The following is a 23,299-nucleotide window of genomic DNA, read 5'->3' on the forward strand; positions in this document are numbered from 1 at the left end:
TTCCGTTTCGACTGCGCCGGAAGTGGGGCGAATTATAGACTTCCAGAATCTGCCGTCAACCCTTAATTTGGTTTTTCTATCAAAGAACCAGAAAACCTCCAGGACCACCCTTTATAAGCCACCGAATAGGATAACTGAGCAATATATTGCTCAACGTCGAACAGTTAAGCATCATAGCGCCCATGCTTCTCTTAATATGACTTTGGACGAACACCCCCAATGACCACCTCCTCCCGCGGCCTGGCCTCGACGTTATTCCCTGTCGGCCTGCTGTTGATCGCCATGGCGTCCATTCAATCCGGCGCCTCGCTGGCCAAAAGCATGTTCCCTGTCGTCGGTGCACAAGGCACCACCGCCCTACGCTTGATTTTCGCCAGCGTAATCATGTTGCTTCTATTACGCCCGTGGCGCGCAAAGCTGACGGCCAAATCCCTTCGTACCGTCATCGTCTACGGGATGGCGCTCGGTGGCATGAACTTCCTCTTCTATATGTCCCTGCGCAGCGTGCCTCTTGGAATCGCGGTCGCCCTAGAATTCACCGGACCGCTCGCCGTCGCCATCTACGCCTCTCGGCGTGCCGTCGACTTCCTGTGGATCGCCCTGGCAATCGTCGGCCTGCTCTTGCTCATCCCCATGGGGGAAACCAGCAGCGGCATCGACCTATTGGGTGCAAGCTACGCGTTGGGGGCAGGTGCCTGCTGGGCGCTCTACATTCTCTACGGCCAGAAAGCGGGTAATGACAACGGCGTGCAAACAGCGGCTCTCGGCGTGATGATCGCGGCGTTGTTTGTCGCACCTATCGGCATCGTCCACGCAGGCAGTGCATTGCTGACGCCCGCACTGATCCCGGTCGCCATCGGTGTCGCCATCCTGTCCACCGCCCTGCCCTACACCCTGGAAATGGTCGCGCTCACACGCCTGCCCGCCCGTACGTTCGGCACGCTCATGAGCATCGAACCCGCTTTCGGTGCCCTTTCCGGCCTGTTTTTCCTGCACGAGCACCTCTCCCTCGCACAATGGCTGGCAATCACTTGCATCATCCTGGCCTCCGTAGGGGCCACCGTGACGATGCGCAGCGAGTCAAAGCCGTTGGTACCCGCCGATTGAAGTCTGTTTGAATGTAGCTCTGGTATTTAGCGCGCATTTAGGCCATGTTTAAGCCGTAAACGAATGTCATTCATGGAGAATTTCGACAAGGACAGCGCGAACGCTACACCCGAGAGCGAGTAGAGCCGGCCCATAGCATTGCGAGGCGGCTATTAAGGATAGGAATGAAGCGAATTTTGATACTGTTAATGGTCATGGCCATTGCTGGCTGTGCCGCGACCACCAAGACAGAAGTAAAACGTGGCAAAAAAGGGCTACATATCAACTGCTCCGGCCTGTCTTCTTCCTGGGACCAGTGCTACACCAGTGCAACCAACTCGTGCGGCGCCAAGGGCTACCGGGTAATCGCAAAGTCCGGTGACAATTCCGAGGAACCCGGGGACTACCCCTTCGGCCTCAACCCCGCCGGCTACACCAGCCGCAGCATGATCGTCATCTGTAAATAGTTGCTCGAGCAGTCACCCCCTGACTGCTCCTATTTAAATTCCAGATACAAATCCAGCCCTTCGCAGCGCTGCGTCTAAACTCCTGCTCGACTATCGAGCCAACGGAGTTCCCATGACGCACAACAAGAAAATCGTATTGGTAGTGGGCGCCGGTGATGCAACCGGCGGCGCCATTGCCAAACGCTTTGCCCGCGAAGGCTATGTGGCCTGCATGACACGCCGCAGTGCCGACAAATTGCAGCCGCTGGTAGACAGTATTCAAGCTGCAGGCGGCGAGGCCCATGGGTTCGCCTGCGATGCGCGCAAGGAAGACGACGTCATCGCACTGATCGAACACATCGAAACCGACCTGGGCCCCATCGAGGCCTTCGTGTTCAACATCGGCGCCAACGTACCGTGCAGCATCCTCGAAGAAACCGCGCGCAAGTATTTCAAGATCTGGGAGATGGCCTGTTTTTCGGGTTTCCTGAATGCACGTGAAGTGGCCAAGCGCATGGTCACTCGTAATCGCGGCACCATCCTGTTCACGGGCGCCACCGCTGGTTTGCGCGGCAGTGCAGGCTTTGCCGCATTCGCCGGGGCCAAGCACGGAATTCGGGCGCTCGCGCAGAGCATGGCGCGGGAATTGGGCCCCAGGAACATCCACGTCGCCCATATCGTGGTCGACGGCGCCATCGACACCGACTTCATTCGCGACAATTTCCCGCAGAAATACGCGCTCAAGGACCAGGACGGCATCCTCAACCCCGAGCACATCGCCGATAACTATTGGTACCTGCATAGCCAGCCACGCGACGCCTGGACCTTCGAACTGGATCTGCGCCCCTGGAATGAAACCTGGTAAGCACGCCCCCATAACAATAAGCAGCGAGCATCAACCATGAGTAAAACCCTGGAATTCTTCTTTGACCTCGGCAGCCCTGCCACTTACCTGGCCTACACCCAACTGCCGGCGTTGTGCGCGGCAACCGGTACGCAGTTGGTGTACAAGCCCATGCTGTTGGGCGGCGTGTTCAAGGCCACTGGCAACGCCTCTCCAATCACCGTTCCTGCCAAGGGCCGCTACATGTTTGATGACTTGGCACGTTATGCCCGTCGCTATAACGTGCCGCTCCAGTTCAACCCGCATTTTCCCATCAACACCCTGGTATTGATGCGCGCGATCACTGGCGTCCAATTGCACCACCCTGAACGTTTCCTGGACGTTGTCGATTGCCTGTTCCGCGCCCTCTGGGTCGATGGCCGTCACTTGGGAGACCCCACCGTGGTAGCTGCCGTGCTCACCGAGCACGGATTTGACCCGGATGAGCTGCTGGCACTGGCTAATGACGAACGTATAAAGGCTGCCCTCAAAGACAACACCGAACAGGCCGTTCAACGCGGCGTGTTCGGTGCACCCAGCATGTTTGTAGGCAAACAGTTGTTCTTTGGTCAGGACCGTCTGGATTTCGTGCGCGAAGCCTTGAGTTAGATCTCGATCGCCAAGCGCCCTTGCGCGCCGCTTGCGAGCAGATCGTAAGCGGCGTTTGCGCTGTGCAAATCGAATTGACGCCCATCCATGATCGGCTTGAGCTTGCCGGCATCGATCAATCGCGCGGCCTCGGAAAGGATCTGCCCGTGATGTTCACACCCTTTTGCGGTCAACAACGGTAACAGGGTAAACACGCCAGAGTAGCTCGCCCCACGAAACGACAATGGCGCCAGGCTGTGCTGCCCCCATCCCAGGCAACTCACTACATGACCGTCATAGGTCCTGGCCGCTCGGAAGGATGCATCCAGCGTCTCCCCGCCGACGGTGTCATACACAATGTCGAAACCTTCACCCGCGGTGTACTGCGCGACATAGGCTTCAACCGTCTGCTGCTGATAGTCGATGAACGTTGCGCCCAGCCCCTCGATAACCGAGCGATGCCTGGCAGAGCCAGTGGCATACACCTGAGCGCCATAGGCAAGCGCCAATTGCACCGCGACATGCCCTACACCACCGGCACCACCCTGGATCAACACTTTGTGTCCAGAACCTACCTGGGCCCGGTCCACCAACCCCTCCCATGCCGTAATCAACACCAGCGGCAACACCGCCGCTTCACGCATGCTCAAGGTCCCGGGTTTCTTCGCCAGCAAACGAGCATCAACTGCCGCATATTCCGCCAGCGAGCCCTGTGCGCCGCCAATCCCGGTTGCCAACGCATACACATCATCGCCTACCTGCCACTCACCGGCGCCCGGGCCGACGGCTTCTACGGAGCCCGCCAAGTCCACCCCGAGTACTGCGGGCAAAGGTTGGCGGGCATGGGCAGCCTGGCCTGCGCGAATTTTGCCGTCCAATGGGTTAAGGCCACTGGCGCGAATCCTGACCAGCACTTGGCCAGTGCCGGCCACTGGTTTGGGCATTGTCGTCAGCCGAAACGGCGCGTCCATGGTGTCCACTATCAAGGCGTGCATATCAGTCATGTTGGCGATCTCGCATCATAGAAGGATGAAGCCCATGATCCGCCTGCCGACTCATGCCGATAAGACGCTAAAAAGCTATAGTTCCCATGCCCTGTCGGCATGAATTGGACAGCTCATGGACAAACTCAACGCAATGGCAATTTTCGTTCGGGTGATCGAACGCGGCAGTTTTTCCGCCGTCGCCCGAGAAATGCAGACCACCCAACCTACCATCAGCAAAATACTGCGCGCCCTGGAAACCGAACTGGGCGGCAAGTTGATTGCCCGCAGTACGCGCCAACTGTCCCTGACCGACGAAGGTCAACGGTACTACAGCCATTGCCGCGAAATCCTCGCCGCGGTAGACGCGGCCGAACACAGCTTCCAGACCGGCAAAGAGGCGATCGCCGGTCCCTTGCGAATCGGTTCGTCGGTGAGTTTCGGGCGCCTGCATATTGCTGCACGCCTCAGCGATTTCCTGCAGCAATACCCTGACGTGCAGGTGGACCTGCAACTCAACGATCACCTGCAGGACATGGTCAGCGAAGGCCTGGACGTTACTCTGCGAATTGGCGAATTGCGCGACAGTGGCTTGATCGCACGACAGATCGGTACTACCCACCGTGTCACCCTGGCCAGCCCGGACTACCTGGCCCGCCATCCCGCACCGCAAACCCCGCAGGCGCTCAGCCAGCACAACTGCCTGCTCTTCAACCTGCTCAGCAGCCAGAACCAGTGGGTGTACGAAAAGGAGAACACACGGCACAGCGTGCGCATCACCGGCAACGCCCAGAGCAACAATTCCGAAGCGGTGCGGGAAATGGTGTTGACGGGGCTCGGCATTGCGCTGTCGCCCCTATGGTTGTTCTACGACGATTTGAAGGCCGGCCGTGTGGTCGCGCTGTTGCAGGATTACACCGCGCAATCGCTGCCAATCCATGCAGTGTCGGCGCCCAACCGTCGCCAGTCAGCCCGGGTCAAGGCGTTCGTCGACTATATGGCCGACGCCCTGGCCCAAGCCCCTGAACTGCAGCCGATCAAATAGCCGCGGTGCGTACCTGCAGCCACTCAAGCGCGGCACCACTGAGCAAAGGGCTCAACCGCGCACGCACCTCAGCGTGGTAAGCGTTGAACCACTCGCGCTCGTCCGCCGTCAGCAGCGTGGGCTCCAGGCAGCGCGTATCGATCGGGCACAAGGTCAGGGTTTCAAACTTGAGGAACTCGCCGAACTCGGTCTTGCCCGCTTCGCGGTTGAGCACCAGGTTCTCGATGCGCACGCCCCAACGACCCGGACGGTAAGTACCCGGCTCAATGGAGGTGATCATCCCTGGCTGCATCGCCGTTTGCGGCGCCGTGGCAGCCTGATAGGCAATCACTTGCGGACCTTCATGCACGTTGAGGAAATAACCTACGCCGTGCCCGGTGCCGTGGCCGTAGTCCACGCCTTCCGCCCAGATCGGCGCGCGGGCAATGGCGTCCAGCAGGGGCGACAGGATCCCTTTCGGGAAGTGTGCACGGGACAAGGCGATCACGCCCTTGAGTACGCGGGTGCAGTCACGCTTCTGCTCGTCACTCGGCGTGCCGATAGGCACCATCCGCGTGATATCCGTGGTGCCACCCAGGTACTGGCCACCCGAGTCAATCAGCAACAAGCCATCACCTTCGATCAGCGCATGCTCTTCTTCAGTGGCATGGTAATGCGGCATCGCGCCATTGGCGTTGTAGGCCGCGATGGTGTTGAAACTCAGCGATACATAACCGGGGCGCCGGGTGCGCGCGGCGGTCAGGTGCTCGTCGATAGTCAGTTCGGTGATGCGCTCACGGCCCAGTGCGCTGTCCAGCCAGGCGAAAAATTCGCACAGCGCCGCGCCATCCTGCTCCATGGCTTGGCGGATATGTTCCGCGTCGGCCAGGCTCTTGCGGGACTTGGCTAATGTGGTCGGGTTAAGCCCTTCGACCAGCTTGACACCAGCATCCAAGTTTTCCAGCAGGCCAGCGGTGACACGAGCAGGGTCGACCTGCAAGCTGGCGCCCGTAGGCACCGCGCGCAACGCGTCAGCCACTTCGCTGTAATCGCGCAGCGTCACGCCATCCTGCTCCAACACCGCCCGCAGCTCAGCATCGACTTTGCTCAGTGCCACGAACAACGTGGCCTGCTGCTGATTGATCAGCGCAAAGGACACAAACACCGGGTTGAAGGAAACATCACCACCGCGCAAGTTGAACAGCCAGGCGATGTCATCCAGGGTTGCAATGAAATGCCAATCGGCGCCCTTCTCTTTCAAGGTGGCGCGCAGCGCGGCGAGTTTTTCACCACGGCTGACAGTGGCCTGCGGTGGCAAATGTTGATAGATCGGCTGGTTCGGCAACGCCGGGCGGTCTTGCCAGACTTCATCCAACAGGTCGATATCCGTACGCAGTTGTGCGCCGCGCTCTGCCAGCTTGGCGCCCAGGGTGCGCGCCGAGGCCACGGCCATCACCGCACCGTCCACAGCGACTACGCCACCTTCCGGCGTCTGCTCGGCCAGCCACTCCAGCGGACCGGGTTGGCCCGGCTGCAGCTTGACCAATTCGATGCCGCTGCCCTTGAGTTCCTTGGTCGCCTGTTCCCAGTAGCGGCTGTCGGCCCACACACCGGCGAAGTCCGCAGTGACAATCAGCGTCCCCACCGAACCATGAAACCCCGACAACCATTGCCGCCCCTGCCAGTAACCCGGCAGGTATTCGGACAGGTGCGGGTCGGCCGACGGCACCAGCAGGGCGTGAACGCCCTCGCGGCTCATCAGTTCACGGGTATGCGCCAGGCGCTGGGGAACCGTTCCATGGGTCAAGGGCTGCGTACTCATTGTGTCTCCTGCTAACCACGAATAATTATTATGTGTTGCGATAAATGAATCAGACCGCCCAGAAGGCCGGTGCACTGGCCAGGGATGCTTTGATCAACTGCACCGCCTGGTCGATATCCTGTTCGGTGGTAAACCGGCCCAGGCTCAAGCGAATCGTACGGCCAGCACTGCGTGCATCATGGCCCAGGGCAAGCAGCACATGGGACGGCGCATTGCTCGCCGAATTGCAGGCGGACGTCGCAGAGAACGCGATCCCCGCACTCAACCCAGCGGCATTGAATTCGCCTTCACTGAACGTGAGACTCAGGGTGTGTGGAATACGTTGCGTGGCGCTGCCATTGAGGCGCACGCCGGCTACCGACGCCAACTGGTCCAGCAGGCGTTGGCGCAGAGCCACGATCACCGCCTTTTCTTCGGCAAAAGACGCCGCCGCCAAAGCAAACGCGGTGCCCATGCCGGCAATCTGATGCGTTGCCAACGTACCGGAACGCAGGCCACCTTCGTGGCCGCCGCCGTGAATCTGCGCCAACACTTTCTGCTGCGCCCGCGGGCCGACATACAAAGCACCAATACCTTTGGGGCCATACAGCTTGTGGGCCGAAAACGACATCAAGTCCACCGGCCACTGCGCCAGGTCGATCGCCACCTTGCCCGCCCCCTGCGCCGCATCCACATGCAACAACGCACCGTGCTCACGCACGCGAGCGCCGATGGCAGGGATGTCGTTGAGGGTGCCCAATTCGTTATTCACCAGCATCAGCGACACCAGGAAAGTGTCCTCGCGCATGGCTTCACTGACAGCATCGGGGCTGATCAAGCCATCGGCATCCGGCACCAGGTAGGTCACGGCCACGCCGGCTTCCTGCAGTTGTCGCGCGGTATCCAGGGTGGCCTTGTGTTCGATCTGGCTGGTGATGATATGCCCACCTGCCACGCCCCGCGCCTGGGCCACGCCCTTGATCGCAAGGTTGTTGGATTCCGTGGCGCCGGACGTCCAGACGATTTGTTCCGGGTTGGCACCGACCAACTCGGCCACCTGACGACGCGCCTGTTCAACCGTTTGCCGAGCCGCTTGGCCGAACGCATGGGAACTGGACGCAGGGTTACCGAAATTGGCATTGAAGCCCAGACACTCGACCATCACCTGGATGACCCGCTCGTCCACCGGGGTGGTGGCGGCGTAGTCGAAATACAACGGACGTTTATTCATGACGTTAAAAACTCGCAGAGCAGGTTCCCGAGAGCAGCGTCTCAGGGGCACGGACCGGGACAGAGGTCGTCAGGTTTAACCGATCGAATGCCATTAAAGAAGGACCACTTTATGTAAATGTGCGTAGGAACGCTCCTGAAATTCAGCTTAACAGGCTGAAGTCGCCCCATGGAAAACAAAAAGCCCGAGGTTCCTAAAGGGAAACCTCGGGCTTTTTGCCGCTGGACGCGGGCTCAACTGGGACGACCATGCAGGGTCACGCTGCGTTCGGCATTCATTTCACCCTGGCGATCAAAGCCGAAGGGTTTCTGTGGCTGGCCGGTCAGTGCAGCGCGCTGCTGTTGATATTCATCAAAGGACAAACCACGACGACTCAGCGCTTCCAGGGCCAACTGTTTGGTTTCTTCGGCAGTGTAAGGGCGCATTTCTGGCGATGGATGGGTCGCACATCCGGCAAGGACAGCACTGACAATCAATAAGGAAACAGCGAGGAATCGGTTCATGGCGGTGGCCCTGCAAAAGGAGGTTTCGAGTCAATGAACACAGGCTACTCCCGCCCTCGCGCAGGGAAAAATCACCTGCCGTGATAGTTGCTATCAACCGCTTGAGCAGCTTCGATAGCGACCCCTTCATATTTCCTTATGATCTATAAATATGGAAATACGTTCATTTACGGAATAAAAGTAACCCTCTATAAATGGTGCTGCACCGCGACAGCACTGTTGCCCACGCAACTGTTGCGCTAGCAACAGTCATTCAACAAATCACCAGGCAGCCAACACCCGCACTTTTCAGCAGTGAGCCTGCAACCCGCGTCTTTCAAGGCCTGCACCCGTTGGTACAGCTCTTGCTCAACAGGTTGCACCCACCTGCTATGAACCACTGTTGAAAAAGGAACTGTTCATGACCCGTCCCCTGAATGTCGTTGCCCTCTCTGGCGGAACCTGGCGTCCGTCCCGCACCCTCGTACTGACCCAGGCTGTACTGGCTGAACTCGCTACGTTGCTGCCGATCGAGACCACCCTGATCGAGCTGGGCGACATCGCTCGGCCTCTCGGCGGCGCGTTGTCGCGCAATGAAGTGCCCGCCGACGTCGAGGCGCAACTGTTAGCCATCGAACAGGCCGACCTGCTGATCGTCGCGGCGCCGGTCTATCGCGGCTCCTACCCTGGTTTGCTCAAGCATTTGTTCGACCTGATCGGCCTCAACGCGTTGATCAACACACCCGTGCTCCTGGCTGCAACCGGCGGCAGTGAACGTCACGCGCTGGTCCTCGATCATCAGTTGCGTCCGCTGTTCAGCTTCTTCCAGGCGCTGACCCTGCCCATCGGCGTGTACGCCACCGAGGCGGACTTCACCGACTACCAAATAACCAGCGAACTATTAAAAGCCCGTATTCAACTGGCGGCAGAACGTGCAGCACCGTTGTTCACTGCGCACTCCCCCTCTCTGCTGAAAATCGCGTAAGGATTTGTCATGGATGTTTTCTGGTTTTTGCCCACTCACGGCGACGGTCATTACCTGGGCACCACACAAGGTGCAAGGCCGGTCACTCTCAATTACCTGAAGCAAGTCGCACAGGCGGCTGACAGCCTGGGTTACCACGGCGTGCTGATTCCTACCGGGCGCTCGTGCGAAGACTCTTGGGTCATCGCCTCGGCGCTGGTGCCGTTGACCGAACGCCTGCGCTACTTGGTGGCCATTCGTCCGGGCATCATCTCGCCCACTGTCTCGGCGCGCATGGCGGCGACCCTGGACCGCCTGTCCAACGGCCGCCTGCTGATCAACGTGGTGACCGGCGGCGACCCCGACGAAAACCGCGGCGACGGCAGTTTCCTTGACCATAGCGAACGCTACGAAGTCTCCGACGAATTCCTTCAGATCTGGCGCCGCGTATTGCAGGGCGAATCAGTGGATTTTGAAGGCAAACACCTGCGCGTACAGAACGCCAAGGCGCTTTATCCGCCAGTACAGAAGCCCTATCCGCCGCTGTATTTCGGCGGTTCTTCCGATGCCGCCCACGACCTCGCCGCCGAACAGGTCGATGTGTACCTGACCTGGGGCGAACCGCCGGCCGCCGTCGCGGAAAAACTCGCGGATGTGCGTGAGCGCGCCGCACGCCACGGGCGCACCGTGAAATTCGGCATCCGCCTGCATGTGATCGTGCGCGAGACCGAAGAGGACGCCTGGAAAGCCGCCGACAAGCTGATCGAGCACATCAGCGACGAAACCATCGCCGCCGCGCAAAAATCCTTCTCGCGCTTCGATTCCGAAGGCCAGCGCCGCATGGCCGCCCTGCATGATGGGCGCCGCGACAACCTGGAAATCGCCCCCAACCTGTGGGCCGGCGTCGGCCTGGTACGCGGCGGTGCCGGCACCGCGTTGGTCGGCAACCCGCAGCAGGTCGCCGAGCGCATCAAGGAGTACGCCGACCTGGGGATCGAGAGCTTCATCTTCTCCGGCTACCCGCACCTGGAAGAAGCCTATCGTTTTGCCGAGCTGGTGTTCCCGTTGCTGCCGGAACCCTATGCCAGCCTTGCCGGGCGCGGCGTCACCAACCTCACTGGCCCGTTCGGCGAAATGATTGCCAACGATGTATTGCCGACGACAAAGGCCTGAACCGCTGCTCTGCTGTAGGAGCCGGCTTGTTGTGGTGAGTGGGGCTTGTCCCCCGCCGGGTTCGCCGCCGATGCAAGGGGGCTGCTTCGCAGCCCAGCGCAGGGCAAGCCTGCTCACCACAGCAAGCCAGCTCACTTCAGCAAGCTTGCTCACCACAGCAAGCCAGCGCCTACAAGGCAAATAGAGGAAACCCCGTGACAGCCAAACCCCACAGCGTCCTGCCCTCCCCCTTGCAGACCGCCAAACTGCTGGCCGCCGAATTCGCCCTCACCGCCGTCGAGCGTGACGAGCGCGGCGGCACGCCCAAAGCCGAACGCGACGCCCTGCGTCAAAGCGGCCTGCTGGCCATGAGTATTCCCACCCAGTACGGCGGCCTCGGCGCGCGCTGGAGTGACACCCTCGGCATCGTGCGCGAATTCGCCAAGGTCGACAGCTCGATCGCCCATGTCTTCGGTTTTCACCACCTGATGCTCGCCACCGTGCGCCTGTTTTCACGCCCGGACCAATGGCAGCCCTGGTTCGAACAGACCGCACGCAAAAACTGGTTCTGGGGCAACGCCCTCAACCCGCTGGACACGCGCACGGTGGTCAAGGATTTCGGCGGCTGGCGCGAGTTTTCCGGCAAAAAGAGCTTCTGCTCCGGCGCCAGCGACTCGGAAATGCTGATCGCCTCGGCGGTGGATGAAACCGCCGGCGGCAAACTGCTGATCGCCGCCATCCCCAGCGGCCGCAGCGGCATCACGTTGCACAACGATTGGAACAACATCGGCCAGCGCCAGACCGACAGCGGCAGCGCGAGCTTCGAACGGGTGCGCGTCGAAGAATCCGAACTGCTGCTTGACCCTGGCCCGCTCAGCACGCCCTTTGCCTGCCTGCGCCCGTTGATCGCCCAGTTGACCTTCACGCATATGTTCCTCGGTATTGCCGAAGGCGCCTTCGAAGAAGCGCGCAACTACACGCTCACCGAAACCCGTTCGTGGCATAAATCCAGTGCCGAAGATGTGCGCCAGGACCCTTACGTACTGCACCACTACGGTGAATTCTGGGTCGCCCTTGAAGGTGTGCGCCTGCTGATGGAACGCGCCACCGAGTTGCTCGACCAAGCCTGGGCAAAGGGCCCGAACCTCAGCGAAAACGAGCGCGGCCAACTCGCTATCGCCATCGCCACCGCCAAGGTCGCCGCCACCCGCCAAGGCCTCGACCTGTGCAGCCGCTTGTTCGAAGTCACCGGCGCGCGCTCGACCCACGCATCGCTGCGCCTGGACCGTCATTGGCGCAACCTACGCACGCAAACCCTGCACGACCCGGTGGACTACAAGCTCCACGAACTCGGGGATTGGGCGTTGAACCAATCCCTGCCGATTCCAACGTTCTATTCCTAAGAGAGGTGCCCATGCAGCTTTTGACCCTACCGCCCTCGCCCGCCCTCGCGACGTCGATCCGCGCCACGGCCCAGGTCTTTGAAGACCCCAAATCCCAGGCGCTGCTCGACCACATCCAGCAAGTAGCGCCCAGCGAAGCCAGCGTGCTGATCATCGGCGAGACCGGGACCGGTAAAGAGCTGGTGGCACGGCATATCCACAACCTCAGCGCGCGGCGCAACCGGCCATTCGTGGCGGTAAACTGCGGGGCGTTTTCCGAATCCCTGGTGGAAGCCGAGCTGTTCGGCCACGAAAAAGGCGCCTTCACCGGCGCCCTCAGTGCCAAGGCCGGCTGGTTCGAAGAGGCCGACGGCGGCACGTTGTTCCTGGATGAGATCGGCGATTTGCCGATGGCGATCCAAGTCAAGCTGCTGCGCGTCCTACAGGAACGCGAAGTTGTACGCCTGGGGTCGCGCAAGAGCATTCCGATTGATGTGCGGGTGCTTGCCGCCACCAACGTGCAACTGGAAAAAGCCATCAACGCCGGGCATTTCCGCGAGGACCTCTACTACCGTCTCGACGTGGTCAGCCTGGAGCTCAGCCCCTTGCGTGACCGGCCAGGCGATATTCTGCCGCTGACCCGGCATTTCATCGAAGCCTACAGCCAGCGCCTGGGTTACGGGCCGATCACCATCAGCCGCGAGGCCGAGCAAAAACTCAAGAGCTACAGTTGGCCGGGCAACATCCGGGAGCTGGAAAACGTGATCCACCACACCCTGTTGATCTGCCGCGACGGCGTGATCGAACGCGAAGATTTGCGCCTGTCGAACATGCGCATCGAACGTCAGGACGACAGCCAGCACGGCACTGACAACAGCGCCGAAGCGTTGCTGGCGCGGGCCTTCCAAAAGCTGTTCGAGGAACAGGCCGGGGCCCTGCATGAAAAGGTCGAGGACGCCCTGCTCCGCGCCGCCTACCGGTTCAGCCACTACAACCAGGTGCACACCGCCAATCTGCTGGGCTTGAGCCGCAACGTCACGCGCACGCGCCTGATCAAGATCGGCGAGCTGGCGGTGAACAAGCGCCGTCCAGGCGAAAACGTGCAGGGCGAGCGCATGTTGCACCTATCCATTTAGTCGGCAGTGCAACGCGTTGTCATGGCTGCGCTCGAAACTTCGCAGCACCTGGAATGAGCCGAAGGTCACGGCCGTGGCCTGGTGGGCGCGAATCAGCGTCCAGAAATCCTCCTCACCGTGCTCGAAGCATTTGAAGGCCGCCTCGCCATCCTCGCGCGAGCGCCATTGCAGGTAATTGAGCACCCGCCGGCCGTCATCGCTGACTTGCACACTCGCATTGATAAAGCCGCCATGGCCTTGGGCCAGGCGTTCGCTTTGAGTGGTCAACGCCGCCACCAGGGCCCGTTGCTGCCGGGGCTCGATCTGAAACTCGATCAATTGAGTGAAGCTGCGACTTTTCTCTGATACCTGCATGAACACTCCCCTTTCTCTGTAGGCAGAATCTTGCGATTCGATGCCACGCAGGGTAAAACCTCTAGTTAAGTCAAGGTCAAGCGCTGTTTGGGAGTTTTTTCATGCTCAACAAGGAACTCACCGTCGGCCAACTCGCCGCCCGCAGTGGCGTCGCGGTCACGGCCCTGCATTTCTATGAAGCCAAGGGGCTGATCAAGAGCAACCGCAATGCCGGCAACCAGCGGCGCTATCCGCGGGATGTGCTGCGGCGCGTGGTGGTGATCAAGATCGCCCAGCGTTTGGGCATACCACTGGCAACGATCGGCGAGGCGTTGCAGGCCTTGCCGGATGGGCGTACGCCCACGGCGCAGGATTGGGATCGTTTGTCCGCGCTGTGGCGGGAAGACCTGGATGAGCGCATCAATAAACTGATGCTGCTGCGGGACAAGCTCAATGGCTGTATTGGGTGCGGGTGCCTGTCGATGGAGGCGTGTCCGTTGCGTAATCAGGATGACAAGCTCGGCGAGTGCGGGCCAGGTGCACAGTTGTTGGAGCCCACCCCCAAATCCTGAAGTGACAATCCAATCAAGGTGGGAGCTGGCTTGCCTGCGAAAGCGGTGTATCAGTAGCAGATGTGCAAGCTGACCCACCGCTTTCGCAGGCAAGCCAGCTCCCACAGTTGATCGGTGTTGGACTCAGAACCCAGGGGCGATCTGGCCTTTGTAACGGGTCAGGATGAACTGGCGCACCTCATCGGAATTCAACGCCTTCGCCAGCTTCTGGATACGCGGGTCGTTGATGTTGTCCGGCCGCGCCACCAAATACTCGATGTACAAGGATTTACCCTTCTCCACAATCAACGCACTGTTGGTATCGATCCCCGCCTCCAGCGCGTAGTTGGCAAACACAAACGCCAGGTCCACCTGGCTCACCGAGCGGGCCAGCAAGGCGCCTTCCAGCTCACGAATTTTCAGGTGCTTGGGGTTTTCCACGATATCGCGCGGGGTGCTCAGGGTGTTGCTCGGGTCCTTGAGCTTGATCAGGCCGGCTTCATCCAGCAGCACCAAGGCACGGCCGGTGTTGACCGGGTCATTGGGGATCGACACGGTGGCGCCATCCTTAAGCTCCGAGATGTTCTTGATCCGCGTCGAATACGCACCAAACGGCTCGATATGCACACCCACCACCGGCACCAGGTCGGTGTGACGGGTCTTGTTGTAGTCATCGAGGAATGGGCGGTACTGGTAGTAGTTGGCGTCGATATTCTTCAGCGCCAATTGCTGGTTGGGCTGGATAAAGTCGGTGAAGACCTTGATCTGCAGGTCTACGCCCTCCTTGGCCAGCACCGGTTTGACGAACTCGAGGATTTCCGCGTGGGGCACAGGCGTAGCGCCCACCACCAGCTTTTCATTGGCAAAGGCATTCAACGACAGGACAGCAGCCAAAATGGCCAGGGACTTTTTCATACATGCTCCGAAGGCAGTTGTTATAGGAATCAACGGCGGCTGTAACGCGCCACCAAACGGTCACCGGTCATTTGCAGGGCCTGCACCAGCACCAACAGCAACACCACGGTGACCACCATCACATCGGTCTGGAACCGCTGGTAGCCGTAGCGAATCGCCAAGTCACCCAGGCCGCCGCCACCGATCACGCCGGCCATGGCGGTGTAGTCCACCAGCACAATCGCGGTCACGGTCACTGCCGCCAGCAGCCCACCGCGAGCCTCCGGCAGTAGCGTGTGGCGGATCACCTGCCAGGTACTGGCGCCCATGGATTGGGTGGCCTCGACGACACCGCGATCCACTTCACGCAGCGCGGTTTCCACCAGCCGCGCAAAGAACGGCGTACAGCCCACCACCAGCGGCGGAATGGTGCCCGGCACGCCAAGGGACGTGCCCACCAGCAAGGTGGTCAGCGGGATCAACACAATCAGCAGGATGATGAACGGCAGCGAACGCAGCACGTTGACCACCACTGACAGCAACCGATACACCACCAGCGCCTCATGCAACTGGCGCTTGCCGGTGAGAAACAACAGCACGCCCAGCGGCAACCCCAGCAGCACGGTAAAGCCCAGTGCAGCCACGAGCATGCTCAGGGTTTCCAGGCAGGCTTGGCCGATGTCGGCCCAGTAGATGTTCTTGAACAGTTCGGCCATGCATCACGACCAATCGTGGCGCGGTGGTTTGGCGCCATTGAGCAACCAGTTGCCCACCACGTGGTATTTCCAGCGCACCGGGTCGTGCAGGGTGTGCACCCGTGCGTTGCGCCAGTGGCGGTCGAAGTTGTGCTTTTTCAAGGTCGAGCGAGTGCCGCCCAGTTCGAACAGTTTGTTGCTGGCTTCGATGGCGATTTCGGTGGTGAGCACTTTGGCGCGGGCGACGGCCAGGGAGGCCTGGGCAACATTCTCTTCATTCGGTGCCGGGCGAGCGGCGTCGAGGGCCAGGCCGGCGCGGTCCAGCAGCGCTTCGGCGGCTTCGAGGCGAATGTCCAGGGCGCCCACCTGGATGATGGTCAGCGGATCCTGACTAGCCTTCTCCACGCCGGCATCAATCCATGGGCGAGCGAATTGCTGCACGAACGCCACCGTGTCGCGCAAAGCGGCACGGGCGATGCCGGCGTCGATGGCGGCGGTGGTCAGCTGTGCGAAAGGGCCGGCAAGCGTCGGCGAATCGTAGGATTTATGTGTGGGAAACAGATTGAACGCCGGCACCCGCAGATCCTGTGCCAGCACCGTCCCGCTGGAAGTGGTGCGCTGGCCCATGCTGTCCCAATCATCGACCACCACCAGCCCGGCAGTGCCGCGCGGAACGAAGGCCAACTGCGCGTTCTGCTGTTCATCCAGCGCCAGCACTGCCAGCCAATGGGCGTACAACGATCCGGTGCAGTAGCCCTTGCGCCCGTTGATCACATAGCCGTCGCCTTCGCGGCGAATAGTGGCCTGGATGTCCTGCACGTTCTTGCCGCCAGTTTCCGACAGTGCATTGGCAAACCGATAACCTTGCAGCGCCAGGCCGAAGAAATGCGCCTGCTGCTCGGGTGTACCCTGCAGGCGGATGTCCTCCAGCAAACAGTAGTGGTTCTGCGGGATCTGCCCCAGGGACGGGTCGGCCGCCGAAATAATCGCGATCACCTGGGCCAGCACCGCGTAAGACACCTGCGCGCCGCCAAACTCGCGCGGCACGCTGATGCCCCACAGGCCGCTGTTGGAATACAGGTCCACCACCTCGGCGGGCACCTGGCGAGTGCGGTCGCGCTCGGCGTCCTGTTCCAGGAGCACGGCGGCGACGCGGTGGGCGACGGCAATCGCCTCGGCTGCATCGCGAATCAATGCGGCATGGGGCGTGTGGATCGGGTAATCGGCAGACACAGGCAGTACAGACATACAACGCTCTCGGGCGAATGGTTTGCCAGAGGGATTGCAGCTTCTGTGCCGGGCCCGGAAACCGGCAGTTTGCCGGTAAAAACACGCCCTGGCCCGCTTATGGCGCAGCAATCTGCCTGTTCGCTGTTGCCTGGCAAACACCTCGTCGGTTGCCCGCAGGCCACGCCATACGTGGCCTATAGTGAAAAGGCCGTGCCTCCACAACCACAACAACCCAAGGAGAACGAAATGAGCGTTAAACCCATTCCCGAGGGTTTCCACAGTGTCACGCCCTACCTGGGCGTCGAAAAAGCTGCCGAAGCCATCGAGTTCTACAAGAAAGCCTTTGGCGCCATTGAAGCCATGCGCCTGGACATGCCCGACGGTAGAGTCGGCCACGCCGAGCTGCACATCGGTGACTCGCCGATCATGCTGGGTTCACCCTGCGATGAAAGTGCGTTTGGCAGCCCGCGTGATGGCCACACCAGCGTCGGTTTACATGTGTATGTCAATGACGTCGACGCGCAATACAAACAAGCCATCGCAGCCGGTGGCACACCGATCTCCGAACCCAAGGACCAGTTCTACGGCGATCGCTCCGGCACGCTGAAGGATCCATTCGGCCATGTGTGGTTCCTGGCCACCCACAAGGAAGACCTGACTGAAGCGCAGATTCGCCAGCGCGCGATGGAGATGTTCAAGCAAGCCTGAATCTACAGAGCCATACACATCAAATGTGGGAGCGGGCTTGCTCGCGAATGCGGTGTGCCAGTTCTGGATGCACTGGCTGATCCACCGCATTCGCGAGCAAGCCCGCTCCCACACTGGATTTTCGATGATCAGGAGATCCACGCTCCTACACACTTCATGAACAACCCCTCCACGTTTTTGCCCTTGCCCCGAACGCCGCGTGATTCCAGGATGCAAGCACTCATCACAAGGAGTCATTCCATGTTCGCCGGATTCCAAAAAGACCAGTGCCACGTCAACGGCGTGGACATCAGCTACCGCAAAGGCGGCACAGGTCCCGGTCTGCTCCTGTTGCACGGGCACCCGCAAACCCACGTCATCTGGCACAAAGTCGCCGAACAACTGGCTGAACACTTCACCGTGGTGGCCGCCGACCTGCGCGGCTATGGCGACAGCAGTAAGCCGCCGGCGAGTGACGACCACTCCAACTATTCGAAACGCGAAATGGCCCGGGACGGCGTCGAGCTGATGAAGGCCTTGGGCTTCGCACAGTTCTCGGTGCTGGCCCACGACCGTGGCGCCCGCGTTGCCCATCGCTTGGCCCTGGACCATCCCACCGCCGTGCAGCGCATGGTGCTGCTGGACATCGCCCCTACCCTGTCGATGTATGCACAGACCGACGAAGCCTTCGCCCGCGCTTACTGGCACTGGTTCTTCCTGATCCGCCCGGCGCCGTTGCCCGAAGCCTTGATCGAAAGCAACCCGGCGCTGTACCTGCGCAGCGTAATGGGCAGTCGCAGCGCCGGGCTCAAGCCGTTTACCGATGAAGCCTTCGCCGAGTACCTGCGCTGCCTGCAACTGCCGGGTGCCGCCACCGGCATCTGTGAGGACTACCGTGCTGCCGCCGGTATCGACCTTGAGCACGACCAGGCGGACATCGACGCCGGTCACCACCTGAACCTGCCGTTGCTGGTGATGTGGGGTGCCGAAGGCACGGTCGGCCGCTGTTTCGAGCCGCTCAAGGAATGGCAGAAAGTCGCCACCGACGTGCGCGGCAAGGCCCTGCCGGCCGGCCATTACATCGCCGAAGAAGCCCCCGAGTTGCTGCTGGGCGAAGTCCTGAGCTTCCTTCGCTGAACCACTCAGTAACCCCGTGACCTGACCCACCCGCCTTGCAGGCTGCCAATGGCCTGCGACGGGTTCGCTTTGCCCCAAGAAACGTACCGAGATAATAACAATGACAATCAGAAAACTGCTGGGAACCCTGTATATCCAGGTGCTCATCGCGATCGCGCTGGGCGTGTTGATCGGCCATCAATGGCCGCAGATCGGCATCGACCTCAAGCCCCTCGGCGATGGCTTTATCAAGCTGATCAAGATGATCATCGGCCCGATTATCTTCTGCACGGTGGTCTCCGGCATCACCAGCATGCACGACGTGAAACAGGTGGGCCGGGTCGGCGGCAAGGTGCTGCTGTACTTCGAGGTGGTCTCGACCATCGCCCTGTTGATCGGCATTCTCGCCGCGCACCTGCTGCAGCCGGGCGTAGGCTTCAATATCGATGTGAAAACCCTCGACAGTTCGGCCATCGCCGGTTTTGTCGGCCAGGCCGAACATGGCGAAGGCGTCACCGGGTTCCTGCTGCATGTGATCCCCGCAACGTTCTTCGATGCGTTTTCCAAGGGTGAAATCCTGCCGGTGCTGTTCGTCTCCGTGCTGTTTGGCGTGGGCCTGGTGATGGTCGGTGAAAAGGCCCGGCCACTGGTGGGCGTGATCAATCAGGCCAGCGAAGTGTTCTTCCGCATCGTCGGCATCATCAGCCGAGTCGCACCGATCGGTGCTTTTGGTGCGATCGCCTTCACCATCGGTAAATACGGTGTCGGTTCGTTGCTGCCTCTGCTGAAACTGGTGGGCACCTTCTATGTCACGGCGTTTTTCTTTATTGCCGTGGTGCTGGGCAGCATCGCCCGCAACGCCGGGTTCAGCATTTTCAAGTTGATGGGCTACATCAAGTCGGAGCTGTTGATCGTGCTCGGTACCAGCTCGTCGGAGTCGGCATTGCCGCAACTGATCCAGAAACTCGAAAGCCTGGGCGCCTCCAAGGGCGTGGTGGGCATCGTGGTGCCGACCGGCTACACCTTCAACCTCGACGGCACCAACATCTATATGACCCTGGCGGTGCTGTTCCTGGCCCAGGCCACCAATATCCACTTGCCACTGGAGCAGCAGTTGACCCTGTTGGCGGTGGCCATGCTGACCTCCAAGGGCGCAGGGGCGGTGGTCGGTGCGGGCTTCGTGGCGCTGGCTGCCAGCCTGGCGGTAGTGCCGACGGTGCCGGTGGCGGCGATGGTGTTGATCCTCGGCGTCGATCGCTTCATGGCCGAATGCCGCTCGTTGACCAATATCATCGGCAACGCCGTGGCTGCCCTGGTTGTGGCCGCCTGGGAAGGTGAGCTGGACCGCGAAAAAATGGCCCCCATCGCGCTCAAGCGCGGCCGACATGCTCGGGCTGCCGAGGCTGCGGCCCAGGCCAAGGTGGCCGCCGAGTAAGCGACAACACCCGGGCGTGCCGGAAGGCGCGCCCAAGCGGTGCTATTCTGGCGGCTCATGCCGCCACGCCTGTTTCTGATGACTAACAAGAAAGATACCGTGCCCCTACCCGAAGACCTGCGGGTGTTCCTGACCGTGATCCGCAAGGCCGGCTTCGCAGCGGCAGCCGATGAGCTCGGGCTGTCGCCCGCGTATGTCAGCAAGCGCATCCAGATCCTCGAGACCACCCTGGCCACCCGCTTGCTGCACCGCACCAGCCGGCGCATCGCCCTGACCGAAGACGGCGAGCGAGTACAGCGCTGGGCCGTGCGCATCCTGGAAGACTTCCAGCAACTCTCCGATGAACTCTCCGAAGCCCACGACAGCCCCCGTGGGCGCCTGCATTTGTGCAGCAGTTTCGGCTTTGGCCGCAACCATGTGGCCCCGGCCCTGTCGCTGCTGGCAGAACAATACCCGGACCTGGAAATCCGCCTGGACCTGTTCGACCGCGTGGTGGACATCGTCAGCGAAGGCTTCGACCTGGAGATCCGCGTGGGCGATGACATCCCCGGCCAACACATTGGCCGCCGGCTGGTGAGCAACCGCCGCGTACTGTGCGCCGCCCCGGCTTATCTGCAGCGCCGTGGCACACCGCAACAGTTAAGCGACCTGGAACAGCATGACTGCCTGGTGCTCAAGGAGCGCGATAACGCGTTTGGCATCTGGAACCTGGAACGCGACGGCGCCCAGGAAAGCGTGCGCGTGCGTGGGCCGCTGTCATCGAACAATGGCGAGATTGTGTTGCAGTGGGCACTGGATGGGCGCGGGGTGTTGCTGCGCTCGATGTGGGATGTGAAGCCGCTGCTGGAACAAGGCAAGCTGGTGCAGGTACTGCACGGTTACACCCAGAGCGCCAACGTGTGGGCGGTGTACCCGACACGGTTGGCGTATTCCGGGAAGCTGCGCGCCTGCGTGGAGTTCTTGCAGGAGCATTTCAAAGGGTTGTCGATTTAGATGTGTAGACCCGATCAACTGTGGGAGCTGGCTTGCCTGCGATAGCGGTGGGTCAGCTACAGATGCATCAACTGACAGTCCGCCATCGCAGGCAAGCCAGCTCCCACATTGGGATTGAGGTGTGTCAGTTAAGCCAGGGATTGGCTGCCAGGTGCTGGCGTTCGAAGGCCTTGATCTCGTCACTGCGCTGCAAGGTACTGCCGATGGCGTCCAGGCCAAGCAGCAACGCCGTCTTGCGCAACGTATCAATCTGGAACCCGATCACCTCGCCGTTCGCCAGGCGAATCTGCTGGGCTTCAAGGTCGACACTGATCTGCGCCTGGTCTGCCTGGCTGACGGTCTTGCCCAACGTTTGCAGCAGCGCCTCGTCCAGGGTAATCAACAACACCCCGTTGCGCTGGCAGTTGTCATAGAAAATCCCGGCAAAGCTGCTGCCGATCAAGGCGCGGATGCCCATCTGTTTCAACCCCCACACCGCGTGTTCACGGCTGGAGCCGCAGCCGAAGTTCTGCCCTACCACCATGAAACTTGCGCCCTGCCAGGCCGGCTGGTTCAGCACAAACTCAAGGTTTGGCTCGCCGGAGGGCAAGAAGCGCAAGTCGAAGAACAGCCCACGGTCCAGGCCGCTGCGGTCGATGCCCTTGAGGAACTGCTTGGGCATGATGACGTCGGTGTCGATATTGGCCGCCAGCATCGGCGCGGCCTTGCCGGTGACCAGGGTGAACGGTTGCAGGCTCATGGGCGCGCTCCAAAGTGGCGGATATCAGTGAGGCGGCCAGTAATGGCGGCGGCGGCGACCATCGCCGGGCTCATCAAATGGGTGCGTGCGCCCGCGCCCTGGCGGCCTTCGAAGTTGCGGTTGGTGCTGGAGGCGCAGCGGTCGCCGGGGGCCAGCACGTCATCATTCATCGCCAGGCACATCGAGCAGCCGGACTGGCGCCATTCAAAGCCGGCGTCGATAAAAATCGCGGCCAACCCTTCGGCTTCAGCCTGGTCACGCACTTCGGTGGAGCCCGGCACGATCATCGCCCGTACGTGCTCGGCCACGTGCTTGCCGCGCACCACACTGGCGGCGTCGCGCAGGTCCTCGATGCGGGCATTGGTGCAGGAGCCGATGAATGCATGGCTGATGACGATATCGCTCAGCGGCATGCCGGCTTGCAGGCCCATGTAGTTGAGGGCGCGGCGCATGTCCTGGCGCAGGATCAGGTCACTGACGTCCTGCGGGTCGGGCACGCGGGCGCCGATGGGCGCGGCCTGGTCGGGGCTGGTACCCCAGGTGACCATGGGCTCCAGGGTAGTGGCATCGAGTTGCACCTCCTGGTCGAACACCGCGTCGGCATCCGAGTGCAGCAAGCGCCAGCCCGCCAGCGCCTGGTCCCACAACTCGCCTTGCGGCGCACGCGGCTTGCCCTTGAGGTAGGCGAAGACTTTTTCATCGGGCGCCATGAACGCGCCACGCGCACCGGCTTCCACCGCCATGTTGCAGATGGTCATGCGTGCCTCGACGCTCAACGCATCGATGGTCGCGCCGCGAAACTCAATGGCGTAGCCAGTGGCACCCGAGGCGCCGATCTTGCCGATCAGCGCCATGATCACGTCCTTGGACGTCAGGCCCGGCGCCAGTTCGCCGTCGACGCTCACGCGCATTGTCTTCAGGCGCTTGTAGACCAGGGTCTGGGAGGCCAGCAGGTGTTCGATTTCCGAGGTACCGATGCCAAACCCGAAGGCACCCAGGGCACCGTAGGTGGTGGTGTGGCTGTCACCGGCGGCAATCACCATGCCCGGCAGGATAAATCCCTGTTCCGGGGCGATCACGTGCTCGATGCCTTGGCGCTTGTCGAGGATGTCCAGCAGTTCGATGCCGAAGTCCCGGCAGTTCTCGGCCAGGTAGGACACCTGCCGCGCCCCGCCGGCATCCGGCATCGCTGCGATGCGCTTGGGCGTGGTGGGGTTCACATGGTCGACCACGGCCAATGCCGTGCCGGGGCGCCATACATTGCGCCCGGCTTCGCGCAGGCCGCTGAAGGCCTGGGGGCTGGTGTATTCGTTGATCACCTGGCGGTCTATATAAAGCAGGACATGGCCCTGGTCATCCAGGGGGCACACCGTGTGGGAATCGATGTGTTTGTCGTAGAGGGTTCTGGCAGTCATTTTTCCTGGGCTCACTTTTGTAGGCGCTCACTCAACGGCATGAACTCATCCTA

The 23,299-nt window shown here is 61.1% G+C and carries 24 protein-coding genes; 14 read left to right on the forward strand and 10 right to left on the reverse strand.

Going from position 1 to position 23,299, the window contains the following annotated elements; genetic code table 11:
- Positions 1–219 precede the first annotated feature (219 nt).
- The 4 genes from rhtA to CWC48_RS00720 all read left to right on the forward strand — a co-directional run bounded on the left by rhtA (position 220) and on the right by CWC48_RS00720 (position 3,024).
- Positions 220–1,107 (forward strand): threonine/homoserine exporter RhtA, encoded by an 888-nt coding sequence (rhtA, locus tag CWC48_RS00705; protein ID WP_100491142.1) that lies wholly within the window; start codon positions 220–222, stop codon positions 1,105–1,107.
- A gap of 164 nt (positions 1,108–1,271) precedes the next feature.
- Positions 1,272–1,553, forward strand: coding sequence for a hypothetical protein (locus tag CWC48_RS00710; protein ID WP_016980214.1), 282 nt, complete (start codon positions 1,272–1,274; stop codon positions 1,551–1,553).
- Between the two features lie 112 nt (positions 1,554–1,665).
- Positions 1,666–2,397: an SDR family oxidoreductase gene (locus CWC48_RS00715; protein ID WP_099493829.1), complete on the forward strand. Its 732-nt coding sequence runs from the start codon at positions 1,666–1,668 to the stop codon at positions 2,395–2,397.
- A 36-nt stretch (positions 2,398–2,433) separates the two neighbouring features.
- Positions 2,434–3,024: a 2-hydroxychromene-2-carboxylate isomerase gene (locus CWC48_RS00720; RefSeq protein WP_100491143.1), complete on the forward strand. Its 591-nt coding sequence runs from the start codon at positions 2,434–2,436 to the stop codon at positions 3,022–3,024.
- Here the strand turns inward: CWC48_RS00720 and CWC48_RS00725 are convergent.
- Positions 3,021–4,007, reverse strand: coding sequence for a zinc-dependent alcohol dehydrogenase family protein (locus CWC48_RS00725; protein ID WP_100491144.1), 987 nt, complete (start codon positions 4,005–4,007; stop codon positions 3,021–3,023). The genes CWC48_RS00720 and CWC48_RS00725 overlap by 4 nt on opposite strands.
- Before the next feature lie 115 nt (positions 4,008–4,122).
- On the opposite strand from CWC48_RS00725, the gene CWC48_RS00730 reads away from it, so the two are divergent.
- Positions 4,123–5,031 (forward strand): LysR family transcriptional regulator, encoded by a 909-nt coding sequence (locus CWC48_RS00730; RefSeq protein ID WP_099493832.1) that lies wholly within the window; start codon positions 4,123–4,125, stop codon positions 5,029–5,031.
- On the opposite strand, the gene CWC48_RS00735 is transcribed toward CWC48_RS00730, so the two are convergent.
- The 3 genes from CWC48_RS00735 to CWC48_RS00745 all read right to left on the reverse strand — a co-directional run bounded on the left by CWC48_RS00735 (position 5,024) and on the right by CWC48_RS00745 (position 8,545).
- Positions 5,024–6,832, reverse strand: a complete 1,809-nt coding sequence (locus CWC48_RS00735; protein ID WP_099493833.1) for an aminopeptidase P family protein — start codon at positions 6,830–6,832, stop codon at positions 5,024–5,026. The genes CWC48_RS00730 and CWC48_RS00735 overlap by 8 nt on opposite strands.
- A 49-nt stretch (positions 6,833–6,881) precedes the next feature.
- On the reverse strand, positions 6,882–8,042 hold the full coding sequence (locus tag CWC48_RS00740; protein WP_100491145.1) for a cysteine desulfurase family protein: 1,161 nt from the start codon (positions 8,040–8,042) through the stop codon (positions 6,882–6,884).
- Between the two features lie 233 nt (positions 8,043–8,275).
- Positions 8,276–8,545, reverse strand: a complete 270-nt coding sequence (locus CWC48_RS00745; protein ID WP_078047719.1) for a hypothetical protein — start codon at positions 8,543–8,545, stop codon at positions 8,276–8,278.
- Between the two features lie 400 nt (positions 8,546–8,945).
- Here CWC48_RS00745 and msuE point away from each other — a divergent pair, with 400 nt between their 5' ends.
- The 4 genes from msuE to CWC48_RS00765 all read left to right on the forward strand — a co-directional run bounded on the left by msuE (position 8,946) and on the right by CWC48_RS00765 (position 13,158).
- A complete protein-coding gene (gene msuE, locus CWC48_RS00750) occupies positions 8,946–9,509 on the forward strand; it encodes an FMN reductase (RefSeq protein WP_078050890.1) in 564 nt (187 codons plus the stop codon).
- 9 nt (positions 9,510–9,518) lie between these two features.
- Positions 9,519–10,661, forward strand: a complete 1,143-nt coding sequence (gene ssuD, locus CWC48_RS00755; protein ID WP_010211585.1) for an FMNH2-dependent alkanesulfonate monooxygenase — start codon at positions 9,519–9,521, stop codon at positions 10,659–10,661.
- Between the two features lie 194 nt (positions 10,662–10,855).
- Positions 10,856–12,043 carry an acyl-CoA dehydrogenase family protein gene (locus tag CWC48_RS00760; RefSeq protein WP_100491146.1) on the forward strand — a complete coding sequence of 396 codons (1,188 nt, stop codon included), beginning with the start codon at positions 10,856–10,858 and terminating at the stop codon, positions 12,041–12,043.
- Positions 12,044–12,054: 11 nt separating this feature from the next.
- The gene (locus CWC48_RS00765) at positions 12,055–13,158 is read left to right on the forward strand and encodes a sigma-54-dependent Fis family transcriptional regulator (RefSeq protein WP_100491147.1); all 1,104 of its coding nucleotides are present in this window, start codon (positions 12,055–12,057) and stop codon (positions 13,156–13,158) included.
- Here CWC48_RS00765 and CWC48_RS00770 read toward each other — a convergent pair.
- Positions 13,147–13,512, reverse strand: coding sequence for an antibiotic biosynthesis monooxygenase (locus CWC48_RS00770; RefSeq protein ID WP_078047716.1), 366 nt, complete (start codon positions 13,510–13,512; stop codon positions 13,147–13,149). The genes CWC48_RS00765 and CWC48_RS00770 overlap by 12 nt on opposite strands.
- 101 nt (positions 13,513–13,613) lie before the next feature.
- Between CWC48_RS00770 and soxR the strand changes: the two genes are divergently transcribed.
- A complete protein-coding gene (soxR, locus tag CWC48_RS00775; protein ID WP_078047715.1) occupies positions 13,614–14,063 on the forward strand; it encodes a redox-sensitive transcriptional activator SoxR in 450 nt (149 codons plus the stop codon).
- Positions 14,064–14,186: 123 nt separating this feature from the next.
- Here soxR and CWC48_RS00780 read toward each other — a convergent pair whose 3' ends face one another.
- From CWC48_RS00780 to CWC48_RS00790, 3 genes are read right to left on the reverse strand one after another with little or no spacing between them, the layout of a single operon-like run.
- A complete protein-coding gene (locus CWC48_RS00780; RefSeq protein WP_100491148.1) occupies positions 14,187–14,957 on the reverse strand; it encodes a MetQ/NlpA family ABC transporter substrate-binding protein in 771 nt (256 codons plus the stop codon).
- A 29-nt stretch (positions 14,958–14,986) separates the two neighbouring features.
- Complete coding sequence (locus tag CWC48_RS00785; protein WP_099493837.1) at positions 14,987–15,652, reverse strand: methionine ABC transporter permease; 666 nt, start codon at positions 15,650–15,652, stop codon at positions 14,987–14,989.
- Positions 15,653–15,655: 3 nt separating this feature from the next.
- The gene (locus CWC48_RS00790) at positions 15,656–16,879 is read right to left on the reverse strand and encodes an SfnB family sulfur acquisition oxidoreductase (RefSeq protein WP_100491149.1); all 1,224 of its coding nucleotides are present in this window, start codon (positions 16,877–16,879) and stop codon (positions 15,656–15,658) included.
- A gap of 228 nt (positions 16,880–17,107) precedes the next feature.
- Between CWC48_RS00790 and CWC48_RS00795 the strand changes: the two genes are divergently transcribed.
- The 4 genes from CWC48_RS00795 (at position 17,108) to CWC48_RS00810 (ending at position 21,092) form a co-directional block, all read left to right on the forward strand.
- Positions 17,108–17,569 (forward strand): VOC family protein, encoded by a 462-nt coding sequence (locus tag CWC48_RS00795; RefSeq protein WP_100491150.1) that lies wholly within the window; start codon positions 17,108–17,110, stop codon positions 17,567–17,569.
- 240 nt (positions 17,570–17,809) lie between these two features.
- Positions 17,810–18,685 (forward strand): alpha/beta fold hydrolase, encoded by an 876-nt coding sequence (locus CWC48_RS00800; RefSeq protein WP_078047711.1) that lies wholly within the window; start codon positions 17,810–17,812, stop codon positions 18,683–18,685.
- A gap of 100 nt (positions 18,686–18,785) precedes the next feature.
- Positions 18,786–20,099 carry a dicarboxylate/amino acid:cation symporter gene (locus CWC48_RS00805; protein WP_100491151.1) on the forward strand — a complete coding sequence of 438 codons (1,314 nt, stop codon included), beginning with the start codon at positions 18,786–18,788 and terminating at the stop codon, positions 20,097–20,099.
- A 78-nt stretch (positions 20,100–20,177) separates the two neighbouring features.
- Positions 20,178–21,092 (forward strand): LysR substrate-binding domain-containing protein, encoded by a 915-nt coding sequence (locus CWC48_RS00810; RefSeq protein ID WP_214498494.1) that lies wholly within the window; start codon positions 20,178–20,180, stop codon positions 21,090–21,092.
- Between the two features lie 124 nt (positions 21,093–21,216).
- Here CWC48_RS00810 and leuD read toward each other — a convergent pair whose 3' ends face one another.
- Both leuD and leuC read right to left on the reverse strand, forming a co-directional pair.
- Complete coding sequence (leuD, locus tag CWC48_RS00815; RefSeq protein WP_100491153.1) at positions 21,217–21,831, reverse strand: 3-isopropylmalate dehydratase small subunit; 615 nt, start codon at positions 21,829–21,831, stop codon at positions 21,217–21,219.
- Positions 21,828–23,246 (reverse strand): 3-isopropylmalate dehydratase large subunit, encoded by a 1,419-nt coding sequence (gene leuC, locus CWC48_RS00820; protein ID WP_078047707.1) that lies wholly within the window; start codon positions 23,244–23,246, stop codon positions 21,828–21,830. The genes leuD and leuC overlap by 4 nt, the downstream gene beginning before the upstream one ends.
- Positions 23,247–23,299 lie beyond the last annotated feature (53 nt).

The sequence above is a fragment of the Pseudomonas sp. S10E 269 genome, from assembly GCF_002798465.1.
Taxonomy (GTDB): Bacteria; Pseudomonadota; Gammaproteobacteria; order Pseudomonadales; family Pseudomonadaceae; genus Aquipseudomonas; species Aquipseudomonas pergaminensis.

What these genes read in the sequence shown, in the direction of transcription:
- rhtA (WP_100491142.1), top strand. Translation starts at nt 220, where the DNA reads ATGACCACCTCCTCCCGCGGCCTGGCCTCGACGTTATTCCCTGTCGGC.
- CWC48_RS00710 (WP_016980214.1), top strand. Translation starts at nt 1,272, where the DNA reads ATGAAGCGAATTTTGATACTGTTAATGGTCATGGCCATTGCTGGCTGT.
- CWC48_RS00715 (WP_099493829.1), top strand. Translation starts at nt 1,666, where the DNA reads ATGACGCACAACAAGAAAATCGTATTGGTAGTGGGCGCCGGTGATGCA.
- CWC48_RS00720 (WP_100491143.1), top strand. Translation starts at nt 2,434, where the DNA reads ATGAGTAAAACCCTGGAATTCTTCTTTGACCTCGGCAGCCCTGCCACT.
- CWC48_RS00725 (WP_100491144.1), bottom strand. Translation starts at nt 4,007, where the DNA reads ATGACTGATATGCACGCCTTGATAGTGGACACCATGGACGCGCCGTTT.
- CWC48_RS00730 (WP_099493832.1), top strand. Translation starts at nt 4,123, where the DNA reads ATGGACAAACTCAACGCAATGGCAATTTTCGTTCGGGTGATCGAACGC.
- CWC48_RS00735 (WP_099493833.1), bottom strand. Translation starts at nt 6,832, where the DNA reads ATGAGTACGCAGCCCTTGACCCATGGAACGGTTCCCCAGCGCCTGGCG.
- CWC48_RS00740 (WP_100491145.1), bottom strand. Translation starts at nt 8,042, where the DNA reads ATGAATAAACGTCCGTTGTATTTCGACTACGCCGCCACCACCCCGGTG.
- CWC48_RS00745 (WP_078047719.1), bottom strand. Translation starts at nt 8,545, where the DNA reads ATGAACCGATTCCTCGCTGTTTCCTTATTGATTGTCAGTGCTGTCCTT.
- msuE (WP_078050890.1), top strand. Translation starts at nt 8,946, where the DNA reads ATGACCCGTCCCCTGAATGTCGTTGCCCTCTCTGGCGGAACCTGGCGT.
- ssuD (WP_010211585.1), top strand. Translation starts at nt 9,519, where the DNA reads ATGGATGTTTTCTGGTTTTTGCCCACTCACGGCGACGGTCATTACCTG.
- CWC48_RS00765 (WP_100491147.1), top strand. Translation starts at nt 12,055, where the DNA reads ATGCAGCTTTTGACCCTACCGCCCTCGCCCGCCCTCGCGACGTCGATC.
- CWC48_RS00770 (WP_078047716.1), bottom strand. Translation starts at nt 13,512, where the DNA reads ATGCAGGTATCAGAGAAAAGTCGCAGCTTCACTCAATTGATCGAGTTT.
- soxR (WP_078047715.1), top strand. Translation starts at nt 13,614, where the DNA reads ATGCTCAACAAGGAACTCACCGTCGGCCAACTCGCCGCCCGCAGTGGC.
- CWC48_RS00780 (WP_100491148.1), bottom strand. Translation starts at nt 14,957, where the DNA reads ATGAAAAAGTCCCTGGCCATTTTGGCTGCTGTCCTGTCGTTGAATGCC.
- CWC48_RS00785 (WP_099493837.1), bottom strand. Translation starts at nt 15,652, where the DNA reads ATGGCCGAACTGTTCAAGAACATCTACTGGGCCGACATCGGCCAAGCC.
- CWC48_RS00790 (WP_100491149.1), bottom strand. Translation starts at nt 16,879, where the DNA reads ATGTCTGTACTGCCTGTGTCTGCCGATTACCCGATCCACACGCCCCAT.
- CWC48_RS00795 (WP_100491150.1), top strand. Translation starts at nt 17,108, where the DNA reads ATGAGCGTTAAACCCATTCCCGAGGGTTTCCACAGTGTCACGCCCTAC.
- CWC48_RS00800 (WP_078047711.1), top strand. Translation starts at nt 17,810, where the DNA reads ATGTTCGCCGGATTCCAAAAAGACCAGTGCCACGTCAACGGCGTGGAC.
- CWC48_RS00805 (WP_100491151.1), top strand. Translation starts at nt 18,786, where the DNA reads ATGACAATCAGAAAACTGCTGGGAACCCTGTATATCCAGGTGCTCATC.
- CWC48_RS00810 (WP_214498494.1), top strand. Translation starts at nt 20,178, where the DNA reads ATGACTAACAAGAAAGATACCGTGCCCCTACCCGAAGACCTGCGGGTG.
- leuD (WP_100491153.1), bottom strand. Translation starts at nt 21,831, where the DNA reads ATGAGCCTGCAACCGTTCACCCTGGTCACCGGCAAGGCCGCGCCGATG.
- leuC (WP_078047707.1), bottom strand. Translation starts at nt 23,246, where the DNA reads ATGACTGCCAGAACCCTCTACGACAAACACATCGATTCCCACACGGTG.